This is a genomic window from Nakamurella lactea DSM 19367 (assembly GCF_000426645.1).
Classification (GTDB): domain Bacteria; phylum Actinomycetota; class Actinomycetes; order Mycobacteriales; family Nakamurellaceae; genus Nakamurella; species Nakamurella lactea.
Map to the genome: position 1 here is coordinate 487,411 of NZ_AUFT01000001.1, position 24,946 is coordinate 512,356.

19 protein-coding genes, 1 pseudogene and 1 riboswitch are annotated in these 24,946 nt (G+C 68.7%); of the genes and pseudogenes, 9 read left to right on the forward strand and 11 right to left on the reverse strand.

Going from position 1 to position 24,946, the window contains the following annotated elements; all coding sequences use genetic code 11:
• Genes K340_RS0102440 through K340_RS26975 form a run of 5 tightly spaced genes read right to left on the reverse strand, consistent with a single transcriptional unit; the run spans position 1 to position 6,779 of the window.
• Positions 1–948, reverse strand: coding sequence for an ABC transporter permease (locus K340_RS0102440; RefSeq protein ID WP_029135531.1), 948 nt, complete (start codon positions 946–948; stop codon positions 1–3).
• Positions 945–1,940, reverse strand: a complete 996-nt coding sequence (locus K340_RS0102445; protein WP_029135532.1) for an ABC transporter permease — start codon at positions 1,938–1,940, stop codon at positions 945–947. Before K340_RS0102445 ends, K340_RS0102440 begins: the two co-directional genes overlap by 4 nt.
• Before the next feature lie 37 nt (positions 1,941–1,977).
• Positions 1,978–3,741 carry an ABC transporter substrate-binding protein gene (locus K340_RS26965; RefSeq protein WP_084613936.1) on the reverse strand — a complete coding sequence of 588 codons (1,764 nt, stop codon included), beginning with the start codon at positions 3,739–3,741 and terminating at the stop codon, positions 1,978–1,980.
• Positions 3,738–5,654 carry a GH39 family glycosyl hydrolase gene (locus tag K340_RS26970; protein WP_051264844.1) on the reverse strand — a complete coding sequence of 639 codons (1,917 nt, stop codon included), beginning with the start codon at positions 5,652–5,654 and terminating at the stop codon, positions 3,738–3,740. The genes K340_RS26965 and K340_RS26970 overlap by 4 nt, the downstream gene beginning before the upstream one ends.
• A 15-nt stretch (positions 5,655–5,669) precedes the next feature.
• Entirely contained in the window at positions 5,670–6,779 is a 1,110-nt protein-coding gene (locus tag K340_RS26975) for a LacI family DNA-binding transcriptional regulator (protein WP_084613937.1), read from the reverse strand.
• A 342-nt stretch (positions 6,780–7,121) separates the two neighbouring features.
• Between K340_RS26975 and K340_RS33755 the strand changes: the two genes are divergently transcribed.
• The 4 genes from K340_RS33755 (at position 7,122) to K340_RS0102485 (ending at position 11,576) form a co-directional block, all read left to right on the forward strand.
• Positions 7,122–9,272: a sensor histidine kinase gene (locus tag K340_RS33755; RefSeq protein ID WP_051264847.1), complete on the forward strand. Its 2,151-nt coding sequence runs from the start codon at positions 7,122–7,124 to the stop codon at positions 9,270–9,272.
• Positions 9,269–10,588 (forward strand): hypothetical protein, encoded by a 1,320-nt coding sequence (locus K340_RS0102475; RefSeq protein ID WP_029135533.1) that lies wholly within the window; start codon positions 9,269–9,271, stop codon positions 10,586–10,588. Before K340_RS33755 ends, K340_RS0102475 begins: the two co-directional genes overlap by 4 nt.
• Positions 10,585–11,253: a response regulator transcription factor gene (locus K340_RS0102480; RefSeq protein ID WP_029135534.1), complete on the forward strand. Its 669-nt coding sequence runs from the start codon at positions 10,585–10,587 to the stop codon at positions 11,251–11,253. The genes K340_RS0102475 and K340_RS0102480 overlap by 4 nt, the downstream gene beginning before the upstream one ends.
• Positions 11,254–11,324: 71 nt before the next feature.
• Positions 11,325–11,576, forward strand: a complete 252-nt coding sequence (locus tag K340_RS0102485; protein ID WP_029135535.1) for a Smr/MutS family protein — start codon at positions 11,325–11,327, stop codon at positions 11,574–11,576.
• A 58-nt stretch (positions 11,577–11,634) separates the two neighbouring features.
• Here the strand turns inward: K340_RS0102485 and K340_RS0102490 are convergent, their stop codons facing one another.
• Positions 11,635–12,408, reverse strand: coding sequence for a sulfite exporter TauE/SafE family protein (locus K340_RS0102490; protein ID WP_029135536.1), 774 nt, complete (start codon positions 12,406–12,408; stop codon positions 11,635–11,637).
• Between the two features lie 87 nt (positions 12,409–12,495).
• On the opposite strand from K340_RS0102490, the gene K340_RS33760 reads away from it, so the two are divergent.
• From K340_RS33760 to K340_RS35630, 4 genes are all read left to right on the forward strand, one after another.
• Positions 12,496–15,402 (forward strand): AfsR/SARP family transcriptional regulator, encoded by a 2,907-nt coding sequence (locus K340_RS33760; protein WP_051264849.1) that lies wholly within the window; start codon positions 12,496–12,498, stop codon positions 15,400–15,402.
• 151 nt (positions 15,403–15,553) lie between these two features.
• Positions 15,554–15,641, forward strand: a riboswitch (SAM riboswitch).
• Between the two features lie 5 nt (positions 15,642–15,646).
• Positions 15,647–16,474, forward strand: coding sequence for an ABC transporter ATP-binding protein (locus K340_RS26990; RefSeq protein WP_037362238.1), 828 nt, complete (start codon positions 15,647–15,649; stop codon positions 16,472–16,474).
• A gap of 87 nt (positions 16,475–16,561) precedes the next feature.
• Complete coding sequence (locus tag K340_RS0102505; RefSeq protein WP_211229221.1) at positions 16,562–17,593, forward strand: aliphatic sulfonate ABC transporter substrate-binding protein; 1,032 nt, start codon at positions 16,562–16,564, stop codon at positions 17,591–17,593.
• Between the two features lie 119 nt (positions 17,594–17,712).
• On the forward strand, positions 17,713–18,525 hold the full coding sequence (locus K340_RS35630; protein WP_051264957.1) for an ABC transporter permease: 813 nt from the start codon (positions 17,713–17,715) through the stop codon (positions 18,523–18,525).
• Here K340_RS35630 and K340_RS27000 read toward each other — a convergent pair.
• The 3 genes and pseudogenes from K340_RS27000 to K340_RS0102525 all read right to left on the reverse strand — a co-directional run.
• Positions 18,505–19,476, reverse strand: a pseudogene (locus K340_RS27000) (TerC family protein); the annotation flags it as partial. The gene K340_RS35630 and the pseudogene K340_RS27000 sit on opposite strands and share 21 nt — an antisense overlap.
• A gap of 145 nt (positions 19,477–19,621) precedes the next feature.
• Positions 19,622–20,878 carry a PucR family transcriptional regulator gene (locus tag K340_RS0102520; protein ID WP_084613994.1) on the reverse strand — a complete coding sequence of 419 codons (1,257 nt, stop codon included), beginning with the start codon at positions 20,876–20,878 and terminating at the stop codon, positions 19,622–19,624.
• A 47-nt stretch (positions 20,879–20,925) separates the two neighbouring features.
• Entirely contained in the window at positions 20,926–21,693 is a 768-nt protein-coding gene (locus K340_RS0102525; protein ID WP_029135539.1) for a maleylpyruvate isomerase family mycothiol-dependent enzyme, read from the reverse strand.
• 139 nt (positions 21,694–21,832) lie between these two features.
• On the opposite strand from K340_RS0102525, the gene K340_RS0102530 reads away from it, so the two are divergent.
• Entirely contained in the window at positions 21,833–22,285 is a 453-nt protein-coding gene (locus K340_RS0102530) for a MaoC/PaaZ C-terminal domain-containing protein (protein ID WP_029135540.1), read from the forward strand.
• 34 nt (positions 22,286–22,319) lie between these two features.
• On the opposite strand, the gene K340_RS0102535 is transcribed toward K340_RS0102530, so the two are convergent.
• Complete coding sequence (locus K340_RS0102535) at positions 22,320–22,865, reverse strand: hypothetical protein (RefSeq protein ID WP_154674031.1); 546 nt, start codon at positions 22,863–22,865, stop codon at positions 22,320–22,322.
• A gap of 100 nt (positions 22,866–22,965) precedes the next feature.
• On the reverse strand, positions 22,966–24,834 hold the full coding sequence (locus K340_RS0102540; RefSeq protein ID WP_154674032.1) for an ABC transporter substrate-binding protein: 1,869 nt from the start codon (positions 24,832–24,834) through the stop codon (positions 22,966–22,968).
• Between the last annotated feature and the right edge of the window lie 112 nt (positions 24,835–24,946).

Consider the following 24,946-nt stretch of genomic DNA (forward strand, 5'->3'; position numbering starts at 1 on the left):
TCATGAGGTCTTCTCCCGCAACCGGGGATTCGACAAGGCGTCGACGCCGAAATTGATCAGCGTGAACGACACCGCCAGCAACGCGATGGCCAGGCCCGGCGCGAACACCAACACCCATTGCCCGGTGAGCAGGGCGTTCTGCTGTTGGGCGAAGTGCAGGATGGTGCCCCAACTCACCGTTTCCGGGTTGCCCAGCCCGAGGAACTCCAGGCTGGCCTCGGCCATCACCGCTGCGGTCGCCGCACTGAAGAAGCTGGCCGCCACCAAGGAGGTCATGTTCGGCAGGATCTCGCGGAACACGATGCGCAGCATGCGCTCTCCGGAGAACGCCGCCGAGGTGACGAAGTCCCTGGTCCGCAGCGTCACCGCCTGGCTGCGGATCACCCGCGCGCCGGTGGCCCAGGAAGTGAACGCGACCACCAACACGATCGTCCACACCGAACGGCTCGGCAGATATGCGGCCAGGATGATCATCAGTGGCAGCCCGGGGATCACCAGCGCCAGGTTGGTGATGAACCCGATCACCTCATCGGTGGGTCCCGGCCGGTATCCGGAGATCAGCCCCAGGGTCACCGCCACCAGCGTTGCCAGGATTCCCGCGGACAGCCCGACCAACAGCGAAACCCTGGCACCGTAGACCATCTGGGAGAACACGTCGTTGCCGGCGCCGGTGGTGCCCAGCCAGTTCTCGGCGTTCGGGTTCTGGTACGGCACGAAGTCCGTCGAGGTCGGTGAATGGTTGGCAATGAGCGGGGCGAAGACCGCCAGCAGCACGAAGAAGACCAACAGCACCAACCCGATCCTGGCCTTGCCGTTGCTCCACAGGGTGCGCAGCGCCCGACCGAGGAACAGGATCGGCGTGAGCCCGTCGGGCAGTCTGGAGGGACCGCCGGTCACCGCTGCGGTCCCGTCGGCCGGCGGTGGCGTCGCTGTCGCGGTGATGCTCATGCGATCACCTCCCGCCGAACCCGCGGATCGAAACGCACGTAGAGCAGATCGACCACGAAGATGGTGACCAGCATGCTGACGGTGATGACCAGGAACAGTGCCTGCATCAACGGGTAATCGTGATTGAGCACCGCGATGTAGAGCAGATTGCCCAGGCCGGGATAGCCGAAGATGCCCTCGACCAACACCGATCCGCCGACCACCGCGCCCAGCGACAGCCCGAAGGCGGTGATGTTGGGCAACATCGCGTTCCGGGCCGCGTACAGCAGCGCGATGGTCCGTGACCTGAGGCCGTTCGCCTCGGCGAAGGTCACATAGTCCTCGCCGAGGGTGTTGATCATGTTGTTGCGCATCCCGAACACCCAGCCGGACAGCGACGTCACGGTCAACGTCACCGCCGGCAAGATGCTGTGCTGCACGGCATCCGACAGGAACGAGAGCGACAGGTTCGGGGTCAGCCCCGGCGAGTAGCCGCCCTGACTGGCAAATATCTGGAACTTGAAGGCGAACACATACAACAGCAACATGCCGAACCAGAAGGGCGGGAATGCGGAGAACAGGGTGGCACCGAGGGTGACCGTGCTGTCCGCCGCCGTCCCTCGCCGCCAGCCCGCGTACACCCCCAGCAGGGTGCCCAGGACGAACGCGATGATGGTCGTGACGCCGACCAGACAGACGGTCCACGGCAGCGCCTGCAGGATGGTGTGGCTCACCGTCTGGGTCGGGAAGGAGAACGACGTCCCGAAGTTCAGCCGGAGGGTATTCCCCAAGTAGGAGAAGTACTGCGACAGCCAATTGCCCTCGGCGCCGCCCAGCTGGGCCGCCATGGCGTCCCGCATCGCGTTCGTCACCTGCACCCCGTTCGCCTGCAGATTGCCCAAGGCGGCGTCCAACGGTGATCCGGGCATCAGCCGCGGCAGGGCGAAGTTCAGGGTGAGCGCCGCCCAGAAGGTGAGGACGAACAACACCACCTTGCGAGTCACGTATCGCATCGTTCAACCCTCCCGGGATCGCACCAGAGACGACCGATCAGCCGACGGCCTTCAGCCTGGAGACCACCAACAACGACATCTGGTTGTACGGCGTCGGCAATGTGTACGGGTCTTCGGCTGACGGCCATCCGGTGAAGTGGGTGGTCTGGAACAGGCCCCAGCTGCCGCCGTAGTACAGCGGGATGATGGGCAACTGGGTGAACATCTGCTGCTGGATCTTGTTGGTAGCAGCCTGCTGTGCCGCCTCGTCAGTTGCCGCGGCCAGGCTGGCCAGCGCGGCGTCCGTCTCCGGGCTCTTGAATCGCTCGAAATTGTTGACCGTCGCGGTCCCGATCGGCGCGGCGAACGACGAGTTCAGAGCGTTGTTGAAGTCGTTGTAGGGCACCCCGGTGCCGCCGAAGCCGCCGAACGCACCGTCGAAGTTGCCGCTCTGGATCTTGGTGGTGTACTGCGCGGCGCTCGGCTCGTCCAGCGTGACATTGATGCCGCCGGCGGACAGTTCGGCCTTCACCTCGTTGGCCGCCGCCACCCAGTCGCTGTAGTTGTTCGGCAGCGTGATGGTCAGGTCGGCCTGCTTCCCGTCCTTGGTCAGCTGTCCGCCGGACATCGTGTAGCCGGCCTTGGCGAAGTAGTCGCCGGCCTTCTTGGCGTCCTGGGTGATCATTCCTTTGTCGGGAATGCTGGGGTCGAGCCACTTCTCCAGGTTCGGCAGGATCAGCCCGGTGGTGCTGGCCGCGCCCAGGTAACCGTTCACCGCCTTCTTGGCGATGGTGTCCCGGTCGAGCAGGTGGGAGATGCCCTGGCGGAAGTTGGGATCGTTGTACGGCTCCTTCGTCAGGTTCAGGAACAGCCCGATGGTGCCGCCCGGCGGGAACCAGTAGCTGCGGTTCGCGCCCCGCGAGATGTAGGTCTGCTGGACGTTGGGCAGGAAGTTGTACGACCAGTCGAACTTGCCGCTGGCCACGTTGAGCTGATTGGTGCTCTGATTACTGGACTGCGCCGGATAGTCGACCTGGCTCGGCGCGATGTTCGCGGCGTTCCAGTAATCGGCGTTCTTGGTCAAGGTGTACGACGTCGGCGCGAAGCTGGACAGCGTGAACGGCCCGGTGCCGACCGGCTTGGTGTTGGCGAACTTCGACGGATCGGCGGGAAGTCCGCTGGACCACAGGTGTTCGGGGACGATCGGCACCTGCGCCACGGTGGATTCGAACGGGACATTGGGGGCCTTGAAGGTGGCGGTGACGATGTTGCCCTTGCTCTCGACCTTGGACAGTTGGGTCCAGACGCCCGTGGTGTCCAGCGCCGGATACTTCTTCAGCAGGTCGAAGGTGAAGGTGACGTCAGCGGCGCTGAACGGCTTGCCGTCACTCCACTTCACCCCGTCCCGCAGGGTGAACTCCAGCGTGGTCGGACTGGTGAACTTCTGACTGGCGGCCAGGAACTGGGTGAAGGTTCCGTCCACCGTGCTGGCGATGGCGAGCGGCTCGTAGATCAGCCGGGTGCCGCCGAGCTCGGTGGGTACCAACGGGTTGAAGTTCTCGACCAGGGTCGGGTTGCCGGAGTCGCCCTGGATGGTCAGGGTGCCGCCCTGCTTGACACCGCCTGCGCTCGCACCGCTGGCGCTGCCGGACCCGGAAGCGGCCGGCGATGCGCCCGAACCAGGGCTGGATCCGGCCGCCCCTGATGACGCGGACTCGGCGGATTGCGCGGCCTTGCCACTACCGGCACAACCACTGACCACCAGGGCGACGGCGGCGGCCACCGCGGTCGCAGCGGCCGTGTGTCGATGGAGAGATCTCATCGTGGGTCCTCTTTTCGATCGGATTCGGACAGAGTTTCCTGGTCTGGCGCCGGATCGGCGGGTGGCGACAGTCGGAGTCGGAGCACTCCTGGCTGTGGCAGGTCGACGGTGAGTCGCCCCTCGCCGGCGGTCCCGGCCACCAGGTCCGGCAATCGCTCGGAGTACAGCTCGTCGGCTCGGTGCAGTCGCCCCCACTGCTCGGCGTCGGGCCAGCGGGTCCCCGGCTCGAGCGCGGTGATCACATTCGAGTGGTCGGCGTCGATCCGGTTCAACTGAACCCGATGTGCACCGGCGGCCAGCCCGGTGAGTCGAATGTCGACGGTCCGGTGCAGCCGGCTGTCGCCGTGCATCACCTGAGAGTTGACCGTGCCGTTCCAGACCAGCAGATCGATGGTGCCGTCGGGGTGCCGGGTCGCCCAGGACTGAACCAGCACCTCAGCACCGTCTCCGGTCAGGTCGCCGGCCAGCACCTGGTCGCCCTGCTGCGCGGCCAGATGTGCTGCCCAGTAACGCGGCTTACGCAGATTGCCGATACCGAGGAGGCCGAATCCGTTGTGGAACAGCGACTCCGGCCGTCCGAGCTCCTCGAAGTGGTCGCTCACCACCCAATAGGCGAGCGCCTGCAGGCGGTGCTGGACGGCGCGGTAGCCCATCAGCACGAACGGCGCGCCGGCCGGGCTGTCGTGCACCGGGCCGAAGTGGGTGGAGCCGACGCCCCACTCGGTCCACCACACCCGGTCGCCGACCTCGGGCGCCGCAGCGACCGCCGGTCGGGTGTCGAGCGGCATGTTGCCGTAGGTGTGGGAGCTGACGAAATCCAGCGGAACGTTGCGGTCGCGGGTGTGCTGTACCAGGGCGGTGATCCACTCCGCCGCCGCGGTCGACGGACCGCCGACCAGCAACCGCTCGTCGACCGCCTTCAGGCCGGCGGCCGATTCGTCGTAGAGCCTCAGATATTCCTGCTGTGTGCCGGCCCAGAACACCTCGAGGTTGGGCTCGTTCCAGACCTCGAACCCCCAGGTCGCCACCTCGTCGATGCCGTACCGCCGCACCAGGTGGTCGGCGAACGCCGTGACCAGCCCGCGCCACTGCGCCCAGTCCGACGGTGGCGAGATGATCCCCCGATAGACGAAGACCGTCTGCTCCGGGTCCCGGGCCAAGGCGGCCGGCATGAACGAGAGCTCCACCACCGGCCGGATGCCGAGCTGCAGGATCTGGTCGTACAGCGTGTCGATCCGGGTGAAGTCGAAGTTCAGGGTGCCGTCGGCCGCCCTGGTCACCACCTGGTTGTCGTCGTGGAAGATCGCGTGGGCGCGCACCGCGCCAACGCCGAGGTCGGCCCTGGCGATCGTCAGGGCCTCGGCGAATTCCGGCCCGATCTGGTTGCCGTTGCCGTCGTCACCGAAGGTCAGCTGGGTCAATCGCTCGGAGCCGGCCATCCACCACACCCGCTGCAGACGGTCGACGACCGTGCCGGTGTCGACGGCCAGCCGCAGTGGCCCGGCCGGCCGGCCGCTGGTCGCGCCGACCACCGCGTTGCTCCACTCCCAGGCGGGCAGATCGGCGCCGGCGACCGCGGACACCCGGTACCCGTACGGCACCCCGTCGTCCACGCCGGTGTCGGCGAATTCAGTGCCCGGCACGGCCGGTACATCGCTGCCGCCGTGATCCAGCAGGTGAGCCCGGCCGTCGGGTTCGGTGCGTTCGATCAGGTACCCAGCCGCGCCCGTCACAGGTCGCCAACTCAGCCGGATGTGCCCGGCGCCGGGTGTCGCCGTCAGATCCGCGGGTGCGTCGAGCCGGCCGGCTGGGTCCGCGGTGCTGGTATCGGTGAGCCGGCGATAGATGCGGCGCTCCCAGTCCAGCTTGGCCGCCCTGGCCTGCAGGTCGTCGGTCTCGGCGCTGTGGTCCATGGTTGTTCTCGACTCTCACTGCTCGGTAGGGGTTCGGCTGCTCCGGGTACGGCGGAGACCGTCCGACATGCTCCGCTCGGGAGGCCGGGCGGGCGGGCGTCGACAACCGCAGCTGCGCCGGATCACCGATTCGGTAGCCAGCACCACTGAGGTCCGCGGCTTCGTCGGCTCACGCAGCCGTTGCAGCAACAGCGAAATGGCCCGACTCCCGACCTCGTGCATCGGCTGGTGAACGGTGGTCAGGCTCGGGCTCAGATGCCGCGACGCGCTGATGTCGTCGAACCCGGTGACGGCGATGTCGGCCGGGGTACGGAGCCGGCGCGCGGCCAGGACGGCCCTGACGCCGATGGCCATCTCATCGTTGGCGCAGACGATCGCCTGCACCTGCCGGTCGCCGGTCAGGATGCTCTCGGCGGCCTGTTCGCCACCGGATTCGGTGAAGCCGCCGTCGGCGTCCGGCTTGTCCGGGGCCGGCAGTCCGGCGGCGATCAGCGCGTCCCGGAAGCCGGCGAACCGGGCTATCGAGTCCGGGGTCCGCGGCGGCCCGGAGACGAATGCCAGCCGGCGCAGCCCGTGCTGCTCGAGCAGGTGTTCCACCAGGTTCCGCATGCCACCCCTGTTGTCGACGCTGATGTCGTCGTGCGGCCATCGGGAGCCGGCCCGCCCGACCGTGACGATCGGCACCATGCTGGCCAAAGCCTGGGTGTCCGCCCGGTTCAGGCTGCGGGCGAAGAGCACCAGGCCATCGGCTTTACCGGCGACCGAATAGGCCAGATCGCGGCCGGACCGGCCGCGGGTGGCCGCGATCAACAGGGCATCGCCGACCCCGGTGGTCGCCTGCTCGGCGCCGCGCAACACCTGGTCCAGGTACAGCGGCGAGTCGAGCAACGGGTCGTTCCCGGAGTCCAGGTCGTGGAACAGCACACCCAGGATGCCGGTCCGGTTGCTGGCCAACGCCTTTGCGGAGCCGTTCGGTACCCAGCCCATCTCGGCCGCCGTCGCCAGTACTCGTCGACGGGTGTCGACGGACATCCCCGCGCCACCGCTCATCGCTCGGGAGACGGTGGCCGTCGAGACGCCACAGCGCTGGGCGACCTGATAGATCGTCGCCCTTGCTGACGCCATCGTCGAGCTCCTCACGTAACCGCTTACGTTAGTTAAGCGCTTACGGTCTAGCAGTGCCTCGGGCCGGTTGTCAATGGTTCCGTCCGTTCCGATCAGGCCGCTGGCGGGTGCGCAGACATCTGCCCGACGGGGTATCGCTGAGCGCCACCGGAGCGTCCAGCGCTGTCGACCTGATCGAGAAGGTGTAACGCGACGGCGATCCAGGCGCACAATGATTCCGTCGGCAGCAGCGGCCGGTGCTCCGAGCGGGTGCCGGGGCGCGACCCGGGCGGCCGGCGCTCTCTCGGCGAAGGCGGCCTCGACGTGGCGGGAAGGGATCCGCGGACTCGACTCTTTCGGGTCGTGTTCACCCTCTATGCGTGCGGGCTGGCCTGCTGGCTGGCGCTCGGGCTCCTACCCACGCTCGCCACTGTCTGGCCGGTGTTCCGGACAACGCTGGAGTCGCTGGCCTCGGGCGGCTCGCCGGTCGCGGCAGCGGCCGGCCGGATCCTTCGTCCCGATCCGGACATGGCCGCCGTGCCGGCCTCGCAAGCGCTGCTGCAGTACGGATTCAGTCTGCTCAACGGCGGGCTCGGAGTGCTGCTGGCCATTCGCCGACCCGACGCCACCGTACCCAGATTGCTCGCCTTCGCCCTGGTCGGCACGGCCGCGACGTTCAACGAACCGAGCCACCGGGCCTTTCACATCACCGGCAGCCCCTGGTCGATCGCTCTGCTGCACTTCATCTTTCATATCGTGTCCGGGCTCTGCTACGTCTGGGCAGTACTGCTGTTCCCCGACGGTCGCCTGCCAGGGCGGTTCGGCTTGTCGGCCGCGGCACGGCGGGCAACCGCGCTCGGCGTCACGGTGGGCGTCGCCGTCATTTGCTGGCGGAGCAGTTTTCTGTCGCACCCGCAGTTCTTCGTGGTGTTCTTCGGCATCGGCGTCTCACTGATCGGAGTGGCTTCGGCCGTACTGCGCCTGCGAGACCCGGACACCGGCCCGGCGGACGCCGCGGCCGCCCGACTGATGTGCGCCGCTCTACTTCCCGCGCTGGCGCTGTCGCTGTTCTGGTCCGTGGCCGCAGTGGCCTCCCGGGTCGGTGAGACGTCGGCCGCGGCGGCGGACACGGCCCAGAATCTGTTCCCGGTGGTCTTCGCAATCGTTCCGTTGGTGTTGTCTGCCGCGGTCGTCAGGTACCGGCTGTGGGACATCGACCGGTTGCTCGGACGGGTGCTGGTCTACGGCACCCTCGCGGCGGCGATCAGCGCCGGGTACGTGCTGGCGGTGACGATCGGGGCACAGTTCGCCGGCGGCGGCCTCTGGTGGTCGGTGCTGGTGCTGTCGGCGACCGCGGTGGCGATGGAACCGTTGCGCCGGGCGGCCGGCAGCTGGGCCAACCGTGTGGTCTACGGACAACGGATCAGCCCGTCCGAGGCCATGTCCCAGCTGCTGACCGGGCTACAGCAGTTCTCGGCGGTCGGCGGCCTCGAACAGGTCGCTGAGGTGGCGGTGGCGGCCACCAGGGTCAGTTCCGCCGTGCTGTACGCCTCGGACGGCGGCCGGCTGGTCCCGGTATCGGCCGCGCCAGCCCCCGATGACCGTGCGAAGGTCCGGGTGCAGGCGTCGGTGCATGGATCGGCGGGCGCCGGCGAGCTGCCGACCGGCGCCGCGCTGACGAAGCTGCTCGACGCGGACGCCGCCGTCGAGATCCGCTACCGGGGCATGACTCTCGGTGCCCTTGCGGTGGAAGCCGCTGAGCCGTTGAGCACGACCGATCGCCGACTGCTGGCCGATCTCGCCGACCACGCCGGCTTATTGCTGCACAACTCGTTGTTGGTCCAGCGGTTGGCGGCGCACGTCGATGAGCTGGCCGCGTTGGCCCCGCGGTTGCGCGGCGCGCGACGTGCGCTGATCGCCGCGCACGATGCCGAACGCCAGCGGCTCGAGCGGAACCTGCACGACGGTGCCCAGCAGCACCTGGTGGCGGCGCTGATCGCCCTGCAGGCCCCCGATCCGGCCGCCACCCGCTCGCTGCTGACCGCTGCCCGGCGGGAGATCGCCGCGCTGTCCATCGGATCCCGGCCGTCGGCGCTCGCCGGCGGGCTGGCCGCGGCGGTGCGGCGGAACGCGGCGCTGATCGGGTCGTCCGGCGCCACCGTCCGGGTCGACGTCGACCTCGCCGGACTGGCCGGCGCCGACCCGGCGGCGTTGAGCGCAGCCGAGGACGCCTGCTACTTCTGCTGCACCGAGGCCCTGCAGAACGTGGCCAAGCACGCCGGACCATGCACGGTCACTGTCCGGCTGGACTGCGCCGACGGCGACCTCAGGTTCTCGGTCACCGATGACGGGCCGGGCATCGACCCGCGATCGGCGGGCACCGGCGGTGGACTCGCCGCACTGGCGCAGCGGGTCGGCCGAATCGGCGGCTGGATCGCCGTGGAATCGGCCGCTGCCCGCGGAACCCGGATCGTCGGCCAGCTACCGGTGCGAGGAACGGCGGGTTCGCGATGATGCCCCGGTCTGCGCCGGAACCGGCTGCCGTTCAACGGGTCCTGGTGGTGATGGCGCTCCGATTCTCGATCGCGGCGCTGGTGTATGCCGTGGGTGCGCTGGTACTGGCGTCCAGCACTTCGCTTCCGATCGTCCGGATGCCGCTGTGGGTCGCGTTGTCTGCCACGGTGGCGACTGCCTGGGTGCTCTGGGCGTTGCGGGGTCCGGTGGACCGGCTGGCGGACCGGGTCGTCTACCGCGGTCGTGCATCGGGCTATGCCCAGGCCCGCGACCTGCTGGACCGGCTGGCCGACGCCATGCCCGTCGACGACGTGCTTCCGCAGCTGGCCGCAACGGTCGGCCGGGTCGCGCACAGCTCCCGGACGGAGGTCCGGCTCTGGCTCGGGCCGGACGAGCAGTGGCGCGAGGTGTGGCCGCAACTGCCGGCGTCGCGCGGCGATTCGTTGACCATCGGGGTCCGTCACCTCGGCGATCAGGTCGGCGAGATCGAGGTGGAACGAGTGGACGGCGGGCCGAGCGCCGGCGACCGCCGGCAACTGAATCGGCTGGCCGCACCAGCGGGCACCGCGTTGGCGACGGTCCGGCTGACCTACGCGCTCCGCCGGCGCCGGGCCGAGCTGGAGCAGGTCACCGCCGAGATCGATGCCTCGACCCGGCGGCTGCTGGGCGCCCAGCGCGAGGAGCAGCGCCGATTCCGCCGGGAGATCACCTCCAGGGTGCTGCCCCACCTGGACGCGGCCGTGGCACACGTTCCGGAGGCCGCACTCGCGGCGGCGGCGGCCGGCGAGGCGCTCGACGAGGTGCGGCAGATCTCGCGTGGGCTGTTTCCGCCCCGACTGGCCGAGGCGGGGCTGACGGTCGCGCTGACCGGCTGGGCCGACGATGCCAGTTGGCCGGTACGAATGACGGTCGACCCCGCCGCTGGCGGTTCGGCGGAACTGCAGGCGTGCCTGTATTTCTGCGTCGTCAGCCTGCTGAACATTCTCGGCACGGCCGGCGGTCGCGGGATGTCGGCGAGCGTGCGGGCCGAGGGAACGATGTCGATCGTGACGGTCGTCGCGGCGATGAGCCCGGCGCCGGAGCAGGCCGAGGTCGTCGCCTGGACCGGGCTGGTCGTTGATCGGATGGCAGCCTTCGACGGCAGCCTGCAGACCACCGTCGACCACGCGTCGGTGACGGTCAGCGTCCGGGTCCAGCACGCCGATCCCGGCGATCACCCCGCCGCTGAGCCGCCCCGGACCACCCCACCCGTCATCCCCGAACCGCGCGGCACCGCCGTTGGCCTTGACGATCCGGCACCTACGGTGCAGCGGTGAGCATCTCGGTCGTCATCGCCGACGACAGCTTCCTGATTCGAGAGGGCCTGTCCCGCATGCTCTCCGGCAGTGCTGAGGTCCGGTTGCTGGCCGCCTGTCAGGACCTGCCCGAGGCACTGGAGGCGGTGGACAGCCATCGGCCGGACGTCGTGCTCACCGACATCCGGATGCCGCCGGGTCTGGCGGATGAGGGCATCAGGCTGGCCGAGCACTGCCGGGTGACGCACCCCGGCATGGGAGTCCTGCTGCTCAGCCAGTATATCGAGATCGGTTACGTTCGAACCCTTCTGGAGGCCGGGACACAGGGACGCGGCTACCTGCTGAAGGAGCGGGTGGCGCGATTGGGCGATCTGCTGGATGCCGTCCGGGAGGTTGCCGACGGCGGATCGGCGATCGACCCCAAGGTGGTTCAGGCGCTGGTCCGGATCCGGACCAGAGCCGGCGACCGGAAGCTTGCCGCGCTGAGCCCGCGGGAGCTGCAGGTGCTCGCTCAGATTGCCCAGGGCCACACCAATGCGGCGGTCGCCGACCATCTGGTACTCACCCGCCACGCCGTCGAGAAACACATCAACTCGATCTTCACCAAGCTCGGGCTCGGTGGTGATCCGGGCACCCATCCACGGGTCCGGGCCACTCTGCTCTACCTCGCCGAGGGCGAAGCCTGAATCAGGTCCTCCCGGATGCCGATCGGCACCTCCGCGCCGACATTTTGCGCCCGAAAGGGCACCATGGACCGATGAAGCTGGTGCTCGATCTGCACGACATCTACAACCGCAGCGACGACATCGAGCGCGCACTGCGCGGGATCATCGACGAGGCGGTGGCGAAGAAGGCGAAGCTCGTCGAGATCATCCCGGGCAAGGGATCCGGCCAGCTGAAGAAGACCGTGCTGCGATTCCTGCAGCGCAAGGAGATCCGCGCGCTGTACCACCGGGTGGAGAAGGACTCCCACAACTTCGGCCGGGTCTTCGTCCATTTCCGGTGGTGACGCCCGCCGCCGCCGCCCGGCAGCTCTGGCGACCGCCGGAGCGTAGTTTCAAGCTGCCTCAGCCGAACTGGTCGATGCCGATCTTGACCAGCAGTGCCGAGACCACACACAACAACGCGATCCGGATGAAGCCGGTGCCGCGCCGCAACGCGGTCCGGGTACCGAGCCAGGCGCCGCCCATATTGCCCGCCGCCATCGCGGCCCCCAGCACCCAGAACACCGGGCCGTGGGCGGCCAGCACGACGAGGGCTCCTATGTTCGATCCCAGATTGATCACCTTGGTAGTGGCGGAGGCGATGACGAAATCGAGTCCCCACAGCGCGGTCAACGTCATCAACATCATTGAACCGGTACCCGGACCGATCATCCCGTTGTAGACCGGCAGCACGGCACCCAGCACCGCTACCGCGAGCACGGCCCGGCCCACCGACCGGCGATGCGGACGGCTGCCGGAACCCAGGGTCGGCCGCAGCACCACCAGCACCCCGATCGCCAGCAACACCAACAGAACGGCCGGCCGGAAGACCGCCGGCGGCACCAGTCCGGCCAGCGTGGCGCCGAGACCGGAAGCTGCGATGGCGAGCAGGCCGACGGGCGCGGCGAGCCGCCAGTGAAGTCTGGTGCGTCGGGCGAAACCCATTGCCGCGGTGGCGGTGCCGGCGATCGAAGACAGCTTGTCGGTGGCCAGCAGGGTGGTCGGCGCGATACCGGGGAAGGCCAGCAGAAGGACCGGGAGCTGGACCAGGCCGCCACCGCCAACCACCGCGTCGACCCAGCCGGCACCGGTGGCCGCCAGCACCACCATCAGCAACATCAGCACGTCCGCGTGCATCGGTCCTCCGGATCGGCGTTCGAATGAGATTGCGATCCTGACGAAGCGCGCTACACGGCGACTCGATCGCCGCTATACGCTCGGCCGGTGACCGCGGACCGGGTGCTGATCGGCGTGCTGGGCCAGCTGATGGTGACTCGCGACGGCGCCGACGTGCCCATCGCGTCTGCCAAACAGCGGGTGCTGCTTGCCGTTCTGCTCGCTCATCCGGACGGCCCCGTTGCCGTCGATCGGCTGGTCGAGATCCTCTGGCCGGGCCGGCGGCCGGCCTCGGCGCGGGCGAACGTGCAGACCTTCGTGCACCGGCTGCGCGGGCATCTGGGCGCCGAGACCATCGTCAGCCACCCAGGCGGCTACCAGTGGAACGGCGATCCGGGAGGCAGCGACGCGGCACTATTCGAACAGGCCGTCACCGCCGGTCGAGCGGCCCGCGAGAACGGTGACCTGCCGCGGGCCGCAGACGATTATCGTTCCGGGCTCATCTTGTGGCGGGGCAACGCTTTCGACGGGCTGAGAGACGTCGGGCCGCTGACCGTTGAGGCCGCCCGGCTGGACGAACTGCGGCTGGTCGCGCTGCAGGAGTGCTACGACTGCGAACTGGCGCTGGATAGGCACCGCGCCCTGATCCCCGAGTTGCTGGCGCTGGTCGCCGATCACCCGCTTCAGGAACACTTCCTGGCGCAAGCGATGACGGCGCTGCACGGCGCCGGACGATCGTCGGACGCGCTCGAGTTGTATCGCACCGCCCGCCGACAGCTGGCCTCCGAGATCGGGGTGGAACCGGGCCGCGCCGTCCGGGCGCTGCAACAGTCCATCCTGGCGCAGACAGCCGGACCGGCCGGGGCCGCGGCGGGCGGCGGCGCCGCACCGGACGGCGCAGCCGATGCGCCGGCCGACAGCGCCGACACACCACGCACCGCCGAATCAGTTGGTCCCGCCCAATTGCCGGCCGCCCCTGCGGCCTTCATCGGACGCGACGAGGACGTCGAGGATCTGGTCGCCGCGCTGCTCACCGGCGGTCAGGCCCCCGGTCTCGCCATCGTCACCGGGCCCGGCGGGGTGGGCAAGTCCGCCCTTGCCCTGCACACGGCCCACCGGCTGACCGACCATTTCCCGGACGGGCAGCTGTACCTCGATCTGCGCGGTGCCACGCCCGGCATGACGCCGCTGGAACCGAACGAGGCACTCAGCCGGCTGGTGCGGGCGCTGGCCCCGGCCGTCCAGCTGCCACCCGGTCCGATCGACGAGGTGGCCGCCAGATTCCGCTCGCTGCTGGCCGGTCGGCGGATACTGCTGCTGCTGGACGACGCGACCGACGCGGCCCAGGTCCGCCCGCTGCTACCCGGCAGCGCGACCTGCGCCGTGCTGATCACCAGCCGCCGGCCGCTCCCAACCCTGGACGGCGCCCATCGCCGGCGGATCGGCGAGCTGTCCGCGGGGCAGGCAGTGCAGCTGCTCGGCGCACTCGTCGGCGATGGTCGGGTCGCGAGCGAACCGTCGGCAGCGGCCGAGGTCGTCAACTGGTGTGATCGTCTCCCGCTGGCTATCTGCCTGGCCGGCGCGAAACTTGCCGGCCGCCCGCACTGGACCGTGGAGACCCTGCGCGGCCGGCTGGCCGGCGATGACCAGCGCCTTGACGAGTTCGAGATCGAGGACCGGGGTGTTCGACGGAGTTTCGCGCTCAGCTCTGCCGAGCTGTCCCCGACCGGTGCCGAGTTGTTCGCCCTGCTGGGTACCTTGCCGATACCGGAAGTCGGCGTGCCGCTCGTCGCGGCTCTGGCCGAAACGACCGAGTGGCCGGCCCAGTGCCTGCTGGACGAGTTGGTCGACGCCCAGCTGATCCAGCCGGTGGCCGGCGGCCGATACCGCCTGCACGATCTGTTGCGGCTGTTCGCCAGGGAGCGGGCGCAGTCGGGCCGGCCGGCGGTGGACGTGCCTGCAGCACTGCGCAAAATCCTGCACCTGTATCTGGCCACCGCGATCGGGGCCACCGCTCACCTGCAGGAACGCAATCCGTGGAAGTGGCGACACCTGCCGACGACGCTGAGCAGCGATCCGGTCGCCTTCGCCGACGCCGCAGCCGCCCGCTCGTGGTACAGCGCCGAACTGCCGGCGATGGTGGACGTCGCCGCCATGGCGGCCACCGTGTCCGCAGAGCTGGCCGCGCTGGTCATCGCGCTCGCAACCGCCCAGCGCCCGATGTTGCAGGCACTCGGACATTGGCGTGAGGCGTTGGCGCTGGCCGGCTCGATGCAGATCGCGGCCCGGACGACCGGCGATCCGACGCACCGGGCGCAGGCCGACCAAGAGTTGGCCGTGCTGCTGTGCTTCACCGGCCACCCGGCCGATGGGCTGGAGCACGGCCGGCGGGCGCTGGCCGCCTGGCGGCGTGGCGGCGACCGGGTGGGCGAGGCGCACGGGCTGATGGCGGTCGCCAGCGCCCTGCGAGGCCTCGACCGGCACGACGAACTCCTCACGGTGATCGAGCAGAGTCTGGTACTGCGACGCGAATCCGGTGATCGATCCGGCGAGGTCGGCGTCCTGATCGAGCTGGGCCTGTGCCATCTTCGACGTGGCGATCTGGCTGCGGCACGAACGGCCAACCTCCAGGCGGAGGCGACGGCGAAGAAATTCGACCTGGGTCGCAAGCTTGCCGTGACCACCGGGAACCTGGCCGAGATCGACCGCAGGGCAGCAGATCTCGATGCCGCCATCGCCGGCTTCGAACGTGCTCTTCAGATCGACCGGGCCGAGGGCCTGGCCGACAGTGTGTTCGTGGCCGAACACTTATGGGGACTCGGCCGCGCGCTGCAGCAACGGGCTGACGAACGCCGGTCGACCGCCCGCCCGGACGACCTCGAGCGGGCCAGGACGTGCTGGCACCGCTCAGCGGGAGTGCTGGCCGCCGTCGGTCTGATCACCGAGGACGAGCGCCGGGAGATCACCGCAACGCCGGCGCCGCGGATGCCGCAGGCGCTCGAACTCGCCTTCTGACCGGGTGACCAGGTCTTCCCGCACCCATCGGGCCTGCTCACGACCGATGACGACCGATGTGGGCCGGTTCAGCACACCCACCCGTTTCTCAGTCCTTGGGAACACGGTCCCCGCTGATGGACTCGACGGCCGTCCGTGGGTCATAATCGGCGCACCATCCGGAGCGGCCGAGAGACTTGGCTCGGTGAAGCCGCAGCAACCCTGGAACTGCAGGGTGCTAATGCCAAGGCCGATGGAGTGACTCGTGAGTACTGTCGTCGAACGCGGTGAGCCGGCCACGGCCGGCCGCCGTCAGCCGAATCCGAACGCCCGCGCCGCCGCTCCCGCGCTGCCGGTCGCCTTCCACCAGGCTTCTCGGGTGTTCGGCGCCGGGCCCGACCGCCGGGTGGTACTCCGCGGCATCGACATCGAAGCCCCGGCCGGATCCATCGTCGCGCTGCTCGGGCCGAGCGGCTGCGGCAAATCGACCCTGCTGCGCATCGCCGGCGGGCTGGACCGACCGTCCGGCGGTCAGGTGACGATCGGCGGCGATCCGGTGCGCGCGTTCGATCCACGATGCGCGGTGGCCTTCCAGGAGGCCCGGCTGTTGCCATGGCGATCGGTCCGCGCGAACGTGGCGATCGGCCTGCCGCGCGGCGGGGGGACCGAGGAGGTCGACCGGCTGATCGAGCTGGTCGGCCTGCGCGAGGCCGCCGATCAACGGCCGCGACAGATCTCCGGCGGCATGGCGCAACGGGCCTCGTTGGCCCGCGCGCTCGCCCGCCGGCCGGGCGTACTTCTGTTGGACGAGCCGTTCGGCGCGCTGGACGCGCTCACCAGGATCAAGATGCAGGATCTGCTGCTGGACGTCCACCGCAGCGAACCGGTAACCGTGCTGCTGGTGACGCACGACGTCGACGAGGCAGTTCGGCTGGCCGACACCGTTGTGGTGCTCGGGCCGGCTGCCGACCGGCGACCGGGTTCGACGGTGCTGCGCAGCGTCGACATCGATGAGACCCTTCGTCGCGACCCGGTCGCGACCGCCGAACTGCGCGACGACCTGCTCGACTGTCTGGGCGTTCACCGGCACTGATCCCGGTCACCGACCCCGATTCACCCTGCCACTCCCCCCATCCCGGTGCCGCGCTGCGCTGCGCCGACCGAATCCCGAAGGAACGAGATGAACCTGCATCCGCGCAAGACCATCCGGCTGCGCACGTTGGTCGGAGCCACCGCTGTGTTGCTTGCCGCCGGCACCCTCACGGCTTGCGCCTCCGGTGAGGGCTCCGGCGACGGCGCAACGGCGAAGACCCTGACCATCGATTTCGCCACCTACAACCCACTCAGCCTGGTACTGAAGGAGAAGGGCTGGCTGGAGAAGTCGTTGGCGGACAAGAACGTCACGGTTTCCTGGATCCAGTCGGCCGGCTCGAACAAGGCCAACGAGGCCCTTCGTTCCGGCGCTGCCGACATCGCGTCCACCGCGGGCTCGGCTGCGTTGTTGGCCCGTGCCAACAGCTCTCCGATCAAGACGATCGACATCTACTCGCAGCCGGAGTGGGCGGCGCTGGTCACCACCGCCGACTCGGGCATCTCGAAGGTCGCCGACCTGAAGGGCAAGTCGGTGGCCGCGACCAAGGGCACGGACCCGTACTTCTTCCTCATCCAATCGCTGGCCACCGCCGGTCTGACGGCCTCGGACATCAGCGTGCAGAATCTGCAGCATGCGGATGGCTGGACTGCGCTGGCGAACGGTTCGGTGGACGCCTGGTCGGGCCTCGACCCGATCATGGCGAACGCGGAGACCAAGGGCGCCAAGCTGTTCTACCGCAACGTCGACTTCAACAGCTATGGGTTCCTGAACGCCACCGAGAGCTTCCTGAACGACCAACCGGAGACCGCCCAGATCGTGGTCAACGCCTACGAGAAGGCCAGGGCATGGGCGCAGGCGAACCCGGCGGAAACCGCGGGCATCCTGGCGAAGGTCGCCGGTCTTGACGACGCGGTGGCCCGCACGGTGATCGACGAGCGCAGCAACCTGGATGTCGACCCGAAACCGGGTCCGGCCGAGCGGGCCGTGCTGGAGAAGATCGGCCCGGTCTTCGTCGAGCTCGGCGACGTCAGCGACCAGCAGAAGGTCGACACCGCCCTGGATTCACTGCTGGAACCGAAGTTCGTGGAAGCGGCGGACCCGGGATCGATCTCGTCGTGACCGACGAGACCAAACCCCGTCGGCAACCCGGCGGCGGGACCGGCTCCGGCCATGCAACGGTCGACGGGGCCGAAGCCGACGGCACCGTGATCGACGGGGCCGTTGTCGACCGGACGGGAATCGACGACAGCGAGTTCGACGGCGCCGGTCTCGGCGACACCGGACGGCGCCGGCCGCTCGGCCGGGCCTGGGTGCGGGCCACGCTGGGCGCGGTGGTCCCGCTGCTGGTGCTGCTCGCCTGGCAACTCACCACCAGCCTCGGCGTGTTCAGCGAGGTGCAGCTGCCCTCTCCCGGCGCCGTGCTGGCTGCCGGGAGAGAGCTGCTGGAACGCGGAGAACTCTGGCCGCACATCGAGATCAGCGTCCAACGGGTGCTGATCGGCTTCGTCCTTGGTGCCGCGCTCGGCCTGGCCGTCGGCGCGCTGGTCGGACTCTCGTCGTGGGCGTCCGCGTTGCTCGGGCCGACCATCGGTGCGCTCCGCGCGGTGCCATCGCTGGCCTGGGTCCCGCTGCTGGTGCTGTGGATGCGGATCGGTGAGGATTCGAAGGTCACCCTGATCCTGATCGGCGCCTTCTTCCCGGTGTTCACCACGGTGGCTACCGCGCTGCGACACGTGGATCGTCAGCTGGTCGAGGCCGCCCGCGCCTTCGGCCTGCGCGGCGTCCGGCTGCTCACCACGGTCCAGCTACCCGCGGTGCTACCCGCGGTCTTCTCCGGCCTTCGGCTGGCGCTGGCCCAGGCCTGGCTGTTCCTGGTCGCCGCCGAGTTGATCGCCTCCTCGATGGGCCTTGGCTTCCTGCTCACCGACTCCCAGAACAACGGTCGCACCGACCGACTGCTGTTGGCCATCGTGCTGCTGGCGGTGATCGGAAAACTCACCGACGCGCTGCTCGGCCTGGTCGAACGCTGGGCCGACCGGCGCTGGGCCTGACGCCGGATCGTCGTCCGTCGGCGGTTTCGGGTACCGGATGCTGGCCACGATGGCAACCGTCAGCGCCACCACGATCACCCCGAGACTCACCAGCGAAGGGATCTCCGGGATCGCCGGGTTGATCACCTTGTGCCCCGCCTGCAGGAACAGCTTGACGCCGATGAAGGCCAGGATGAACGCCAGGCCCTTGCCGAGGTAGTGGAACTTCTCCAACATCCCGGCCAGCAGGAAGTACAGCGCCCGCAGGCCAAGGATGGCGAAGGCGTTCGAGGTGTAGACGATGAAGGCGTCGTCGGTGACGGCCAGCACCGCAGGTACCGAGTCGACGGCGAACACCAGGTCGGCCGCCTCGATTGCCACTACCACGGCCAGAAGCGGCGTGGCGAACCGCTTTCCGGCTTCCTTGACGAAGAACTTGGCGCCCCGGTAGTCGTCGGTGATCGGCCAGATCCGGCGCAGCAGCCGGACCGCGATGCTCTTGCCGGGATCGATGGTGTCGTCGTCGCCGGAGATCAGCTTCCAGGCGCTGTACAGCAGGATGGCGCCGAACACGAACAAGATCGCGGCGAACTTGCTGACGATGGTCACGCCCAGGCCCAGGAAGATACCGCGGAAGATCAGGGCGCCGAGCACACCGAAGAACAACACCCGATGCTGGTACTGCCTCGGAACCTTGAAGTAGCCGAAGATCAGCGCGAAGACGAACAGGTTGTCCACCGACAGCGACTTCTCCAGTAGCCAGGCGGTGGTGAAGTCGACGGCGGCACCGCCGCCGAGGGTCAGCCCGACAACCACGGCGAAGATCAGCGAGACGCCGACCCAGACACCGCTCCAGATCGCGGCCTCCTTGAAGCCGATCACGTGTTCCTTACGGTGGGCGAGCAGGTCGACGGCCAGCATCACCAGCACGACGGCGCCGAAGGCCGCCCAGGCCCAGAGTGGGACGTTCATAGGATTCCTTTGCGAAACCGACTGCGGACGGGAACGAGGTGCGCGGCGCCAGTCGGCGCTTCATTCCAGTCTGCATTGCCGATCTTGGGAATGCCCGGTCGAATTTCGGCCGATAGTCGTCCGCCAGCTTGCCGAAGCTCGGCAGTTACACCGGGCGAGCAGGCCAACCGAGCAGCCGGGCACCGAGCACGGCGGTGTGCAGGGTGAAGCGTGGTACCGGATCGTCGAGGCGGTACCCGGTGAGCTGCTGCACCCGGTCCAACCGATAACTGACGGCCCGCACCGACAGGTGCATCGCCCTGGCGGTCGCACTGTTGTTGCCGCCGGTCGAGAAGTATCCGTAGAGAGTGTCGATCAGCGGCTGCGCTCCCCCGCGGGCCGCCAGCATCGGGGTCAACACCGCATCCATCAGGTCCCGGATCGCCGCCTGGTCGCGCAGCAGCACCCGATACACCAGCAGATCGGCAGCATCGACCACCGCCGGATCGCTGCCGAGTCGCCCGCCGAGGTCCAGCGCCTCCAGCGCGTCGTCGAAGGACTCCCGCACCCCGGCGGCGCCAGGATGCGGCCGACCGACCCCCAGCTGCCAGTCCCCCGGTCCGGCCGCCGGCCGCGCGGGCAGGGTCCGGGTGATCCGGTCGACCACCTCGCGGACGGCGACTCGGTCCGGCGCCGCGAAGATCACCACCAGTCGGCCGTCCTTGGTCGCGATCAGTGCATCGGCATCGGCCTTGGTACCGGCCAACGACCGTTCGATGTCGCGATTGAGTGGGCTCTCGTCGGCGAACGGCGCCGCCGCGCGGACCACGGCGACGGCATGGGATCCGGCCAGCGTCAGCCCGAAGCCGGCGGCCCGTTCGATCAGCGCCGCACCGGATCTGCTGCCGTTGAGCAGATCGTCGACGAACTCGCGGCGAGCCAGCGACTCGGCCCTGATCAGCTCCCGGCGGGCCAGTTGGTATCCCTCGGCGAGGGCTGCCACCACATCGTCGGTAGCCCGCAGGACCGCCCGACCAGCCCGCACCACGCCACCCGGATCGGCGGCCGCGTCGATCACTTCCGGCAGGTGGTCCCAGAGCCGCCAGGCCGCCGACAGGTACAGGTCCAGCAAAGCTCGTAGCGCTACCCCTTGTGCCGCAGCGGTTTTCCCGGCGGCGCTGAACCGGGCAATCTGGGTCCTGCCGAGCCGGCGCCCGCCGGCAGCGGCCCGCACGACGACCGGCAGGAAGTCACCCAGCAGTGCAACGTCGAGGCCGCCGGCGTCATCGGCGCCGCCTGCTGCCACCGCGTCCAGCACGTCCGCCGGGACCGCAGCGGGCTGCCGATCGACCGGCCGCTGCGATGGTGTCGGACGCTGCGGTGGGGCGGGGCACCGCGGCGGGATGGGGCGCTGTCGGGTCATCGACACTCCTTCAGCAGCCGGCGGGTCCGATCAGCATACGAGCGCGCTCAGATGCCGGGAAACGCCGATCGAAGAGCCCCGAGGCGCTCGTCGCCGGCCACGGACGCCGGCGTGTGCTCGGCATCCAGCCGGCCGTAGAACAGCCGGATCAACGCCTCCGCAGGCAACGTCAGCGGCTGGCCGGTCCGGGCTCCGCCGGCCGTCAGGGTGACCTCGGGCGAGGTCGTCAGGGTGTACTCCCGATCGGGCGCCTGCGTATCGATGGCGATGTCGTCACCGGTCTCGGTCGCTTTGCCCAGCCGCGCGACCCGTTCCGGCATGGTGTCGATCAGCAGCTCTACCGCCGGGACGGACAGGGTTGCCGACGGGTCGAGCGCGACCGCGATGTCCCAGGTGTGCACGACATGTTCCCCGAGCCGCATTCCGAGCAGATCGACCAGGTTCAGGTCAGAACCGAACAGCTGCACCCGAAATTTCTCCTGGTCCGCGGTGGTGAGTTGCTCGAAACGCGAGACCAGCGCGTCGTCGACGGACAGACTGCGTCGCACCTGCTCGACCGGTTCGGTAGTGTCCCAGCGGTCCCAGATCTCCCTGAACTGCACCATCTCCGGTGCAGCTGAGCCGCTCAGGCCGGCCGTCAGAGCGAGGTCGAAGATCTCCGCCTGACTGCCGAGATGCGAGGCGACCTGGGCGATCGACCAGCCGTCGTCGTAGGACTCGGTCTCGACCTGCGCACCGTCCAATGGGGTCAGCGCGGCGGCCAGTTGTTGGTGCGATTCGCGGATCGCCGCGATCCAAGGTGTGCTGTCCGACATGTGCCATTTCTCCGCTCGTTGGATGACACCGTTCCGATGACGGCGACCATCAGGGTCCAGTGTGCAACTCCGGGCCGACCAGCCGGTGAACCGGGGTGGCGGGTGCCGCGCCGCTCAGGCACCGGCGCAGGATGGACCCATGCACTACGACTACGAATCCTTTACCCCCGGTCAGCAGATCGACCTCGGCAGCACCGTTGTGGACCGCACCGAGATGCTCGCGTTCGCGAAACGTTTTGATCCGCAGCCCTTCCACCTCGACGAACGGGCGGCCGCGGCCTCGGTGTTCGGCGCGTTGAGCGCCAGTGGCTGGTTCACCTGCGCGCTGTGGATGCGGGCGTACGCCGACGCCGTGCTGGTCGACTCGACCTCGCTCGGCTCACCGGGCGGCAACGAACTGCGATGGACAGCACCGGTTTTCCCCGGTGACGAGCTGGCCTGCTCGCTCACGGTGAGCTCGACCAGGGTCTCGGCGAGCCGACCGGGGCTCGGCCTGGTGGAGATCATCGGGCGGGCCGCGGTGGCCTCCGGCGACCGGGCCGGACAACAGGTGCTGCAGTTCACCTTCACCGGGATGTTCGGCACCAGGTAGTCGGCAGCGTGCGCGGCGAGCCGGCCGGTGGCAGCTAACAGGATTGCTTGATGAGCAGCGCGTTCGTGGTGTCCTGGAAGAACTGCCGGTCGTCGGCCGTGTAGTTGATCCGCAGCCCGTCGAATCCGGCCGGGAGCACCGATGCCTTCCCGACGTGGATCACCAGGTTGTAGGAGGTGCCGGGTGCGGTGGCCGCCGGCGGGATCACCAGAGCGGCGTAGGACTGCAGGCTGGCGTCCTTGACCGCCGGGCCGCTCGGCGGCCAGCTACCGCTGCCGACCGGGCTGCCCTCGGGAACGGGAATGACGAAACTGTCGACCAGGACAACGTTTCGCTCGTTGATCGCGGAGATCGAGGTGATCTGCACCTGGGCGGCACCGATGTTGCGCAGTGTTTCGGCGCCGAAGGTGTACCCCTCGGCTGACGCCTCGACGCATACGGTGGCGTGGCCGGCTCCGTCGTCCAACAGCGATCCTTGCGACGGTAGCGGCTGGGCCGCGCAACCGCCGGTGGCCACCATCGCCAGCAGGGCCATGGCCACAACACCGGCGCTGCGATTGCTACCACGGCCGATGCGCATGATCCGAATCTACCGCTGGCCCGATTCCCGATGCGCCCGGCCGACCCTCAGGTCGACCGGGCGCATCCCCACGGAGCGCGAGGTGAACGACAGCTGAGCGTCAGCCCTTCGGCGACAGGTGCAGGATCACGTAGGCGACATTCGCCGGGTTGGGCGACGGGTCCATGTACTGGTTGTCCTTGTCGACCCAACCGGTGTAATCGGTGGTGTTGTATTCGTACCAACCCGCCGCGTACATGATCGGTGCCACCGGCACCTGTTCGGACATCACCTTGGCAAGCGTCTCGATCGCGGCTTTGCTCTCGGCCTCGGATCCGGCCTTGGCGTAGTCGGCCAGCGCCTTGGTGGCGGCCGGGTCGTTGAACCGGCCGTAGTTGCCACTGGCGTTGTCGCCCTTGGCCACCTCAGGGTCCAGCCAACCGTCGTACTGCGCGTACGGCGACGGCGACGTGGTACCCCAGTGGATGGCGGAGTCGAAGGTGCCCGCGGCAAGGTCCGCATACCACTTGTTGGCGTCAACCCCATTGACCTTGGCGTCGAACCCGACGGCCTTCAGATCGGCCGACATGATCTGCGCTGCCTGGTAGTAGTCGGTGTAGGCGGTCGGATCCTCGATGCTGAACGACACCGTCTTGCCACCCTTGGCCCACATGCCGTTTCCGTCCTTGGCATAACCGGCACCGGTCATCAGGGTGGTGACCGCCGCGGCGTCCTGGCCCGGCTTCAGGTCGTCCTTGTAGGCCGCCGGCAGCAGGCTGTCGAAGTTCGGGAGCAGTAGCCCGCTGGACGAGGACGCCGGGGCCTCGTAGCCCTGCTCGGCCTGGTCGGCCACCTTCTTCCGGTCGAGTCCGACGCTGATCGCCTTGCGCACCGCCGGGTCCTTCAACGCCTCGGGGCCGGTGGAGACGTTGAACACCAGCCCGACCGTGTTGATCGCCGGGAACCAGTACTTGTGGTTGGCCGGGTCCTTCGCGACAAAGCTCTGCTCGATGTTCGAGACGAAGTTCCCGGCGTAGTGGATCTTGCCCGCCGACAGCTGTTGCAGCGCAACGTCGTTGCTCGTGTACGAAGGCACGTCAACCTCCGGCACCGGCGGGGTGCCGCCCCAGTAGCTCGGGTTGGCCTTGAACTGCAGGCCCTGCGGGGTGAACTTGGCCAGGGTGTACGGCCCGGTGCCGATCGGCTGTGGATCGGCGAACTTGGACGGATCGCCGGAGCCGCTGTAGGCGCTCTTCTTGACGATGAACGTCTGGCCGGCGACGTTGTAGATGTTCTGGAACTGTGGCGCGGTGAACTTCACCGTCACCTTGTTCGTGCCGTCCGCCGCGGCACTGGCGATCGGCAGCCCGGACCGGTTGGCGGCCGGGAAGTCCTTCATCGCCTGGTAGGTGTAGGCGACGTCATCGGCGGTCAACGGGGATCCGTCGGAGAACTTGACCCCGTCCCGCAGCGTGAAAGTGATCGCGGTGCCGTCGTCATTCCAGGCGAAGTCCGTTGCCAGCCAGGGGTATGCGGTGTTGGCCTTGAGCGCGTTGAACATCAGCATCGGCTCGTAGAACAGGCCCTCGACGTTCAGCTTGTACCCGAATCCGTTGGAGTTGAAGGCGTTGAAATTGTCTTCCAGCGACGGGATCGGGTTGTTCTCCACCACCAGGGGCTTGGTCCCCTGGGTGGTCGCCAGCGGCGCGCTGTCCACCAGGGTGACGCCGCCGTGGGCTGCGTCGCTCCCGCTTCCCGAATCGGTGGATGCAGACGAGGACTCCGATCCCCCGCTGCTCGACGACGACTCGGAGGCCGGCGCCGACGACGAGGCGGAGGTCGATGCCGAGGCGGACCCGCTGTCGGCGGCCGAGGAGGTGTCGGCTGCGGCCGCCGAGGGAGACGAAGGCGCCGAACTCGCGGTGTTGTCGTTGCTGCTGCAGGCCGCGGTGACCAGGGCGATGACGCCCACCGCGGCGACAACGGTCATTCTTCTTCGAAACATGGAGAACCTCTTCTACCAGGTCGGCCTCGTTGCCGACGAACGAATCGAACAGGGCTCGTGCTGTCGGAAATATTGCTGCGTCGGAACTCTTGCTGTG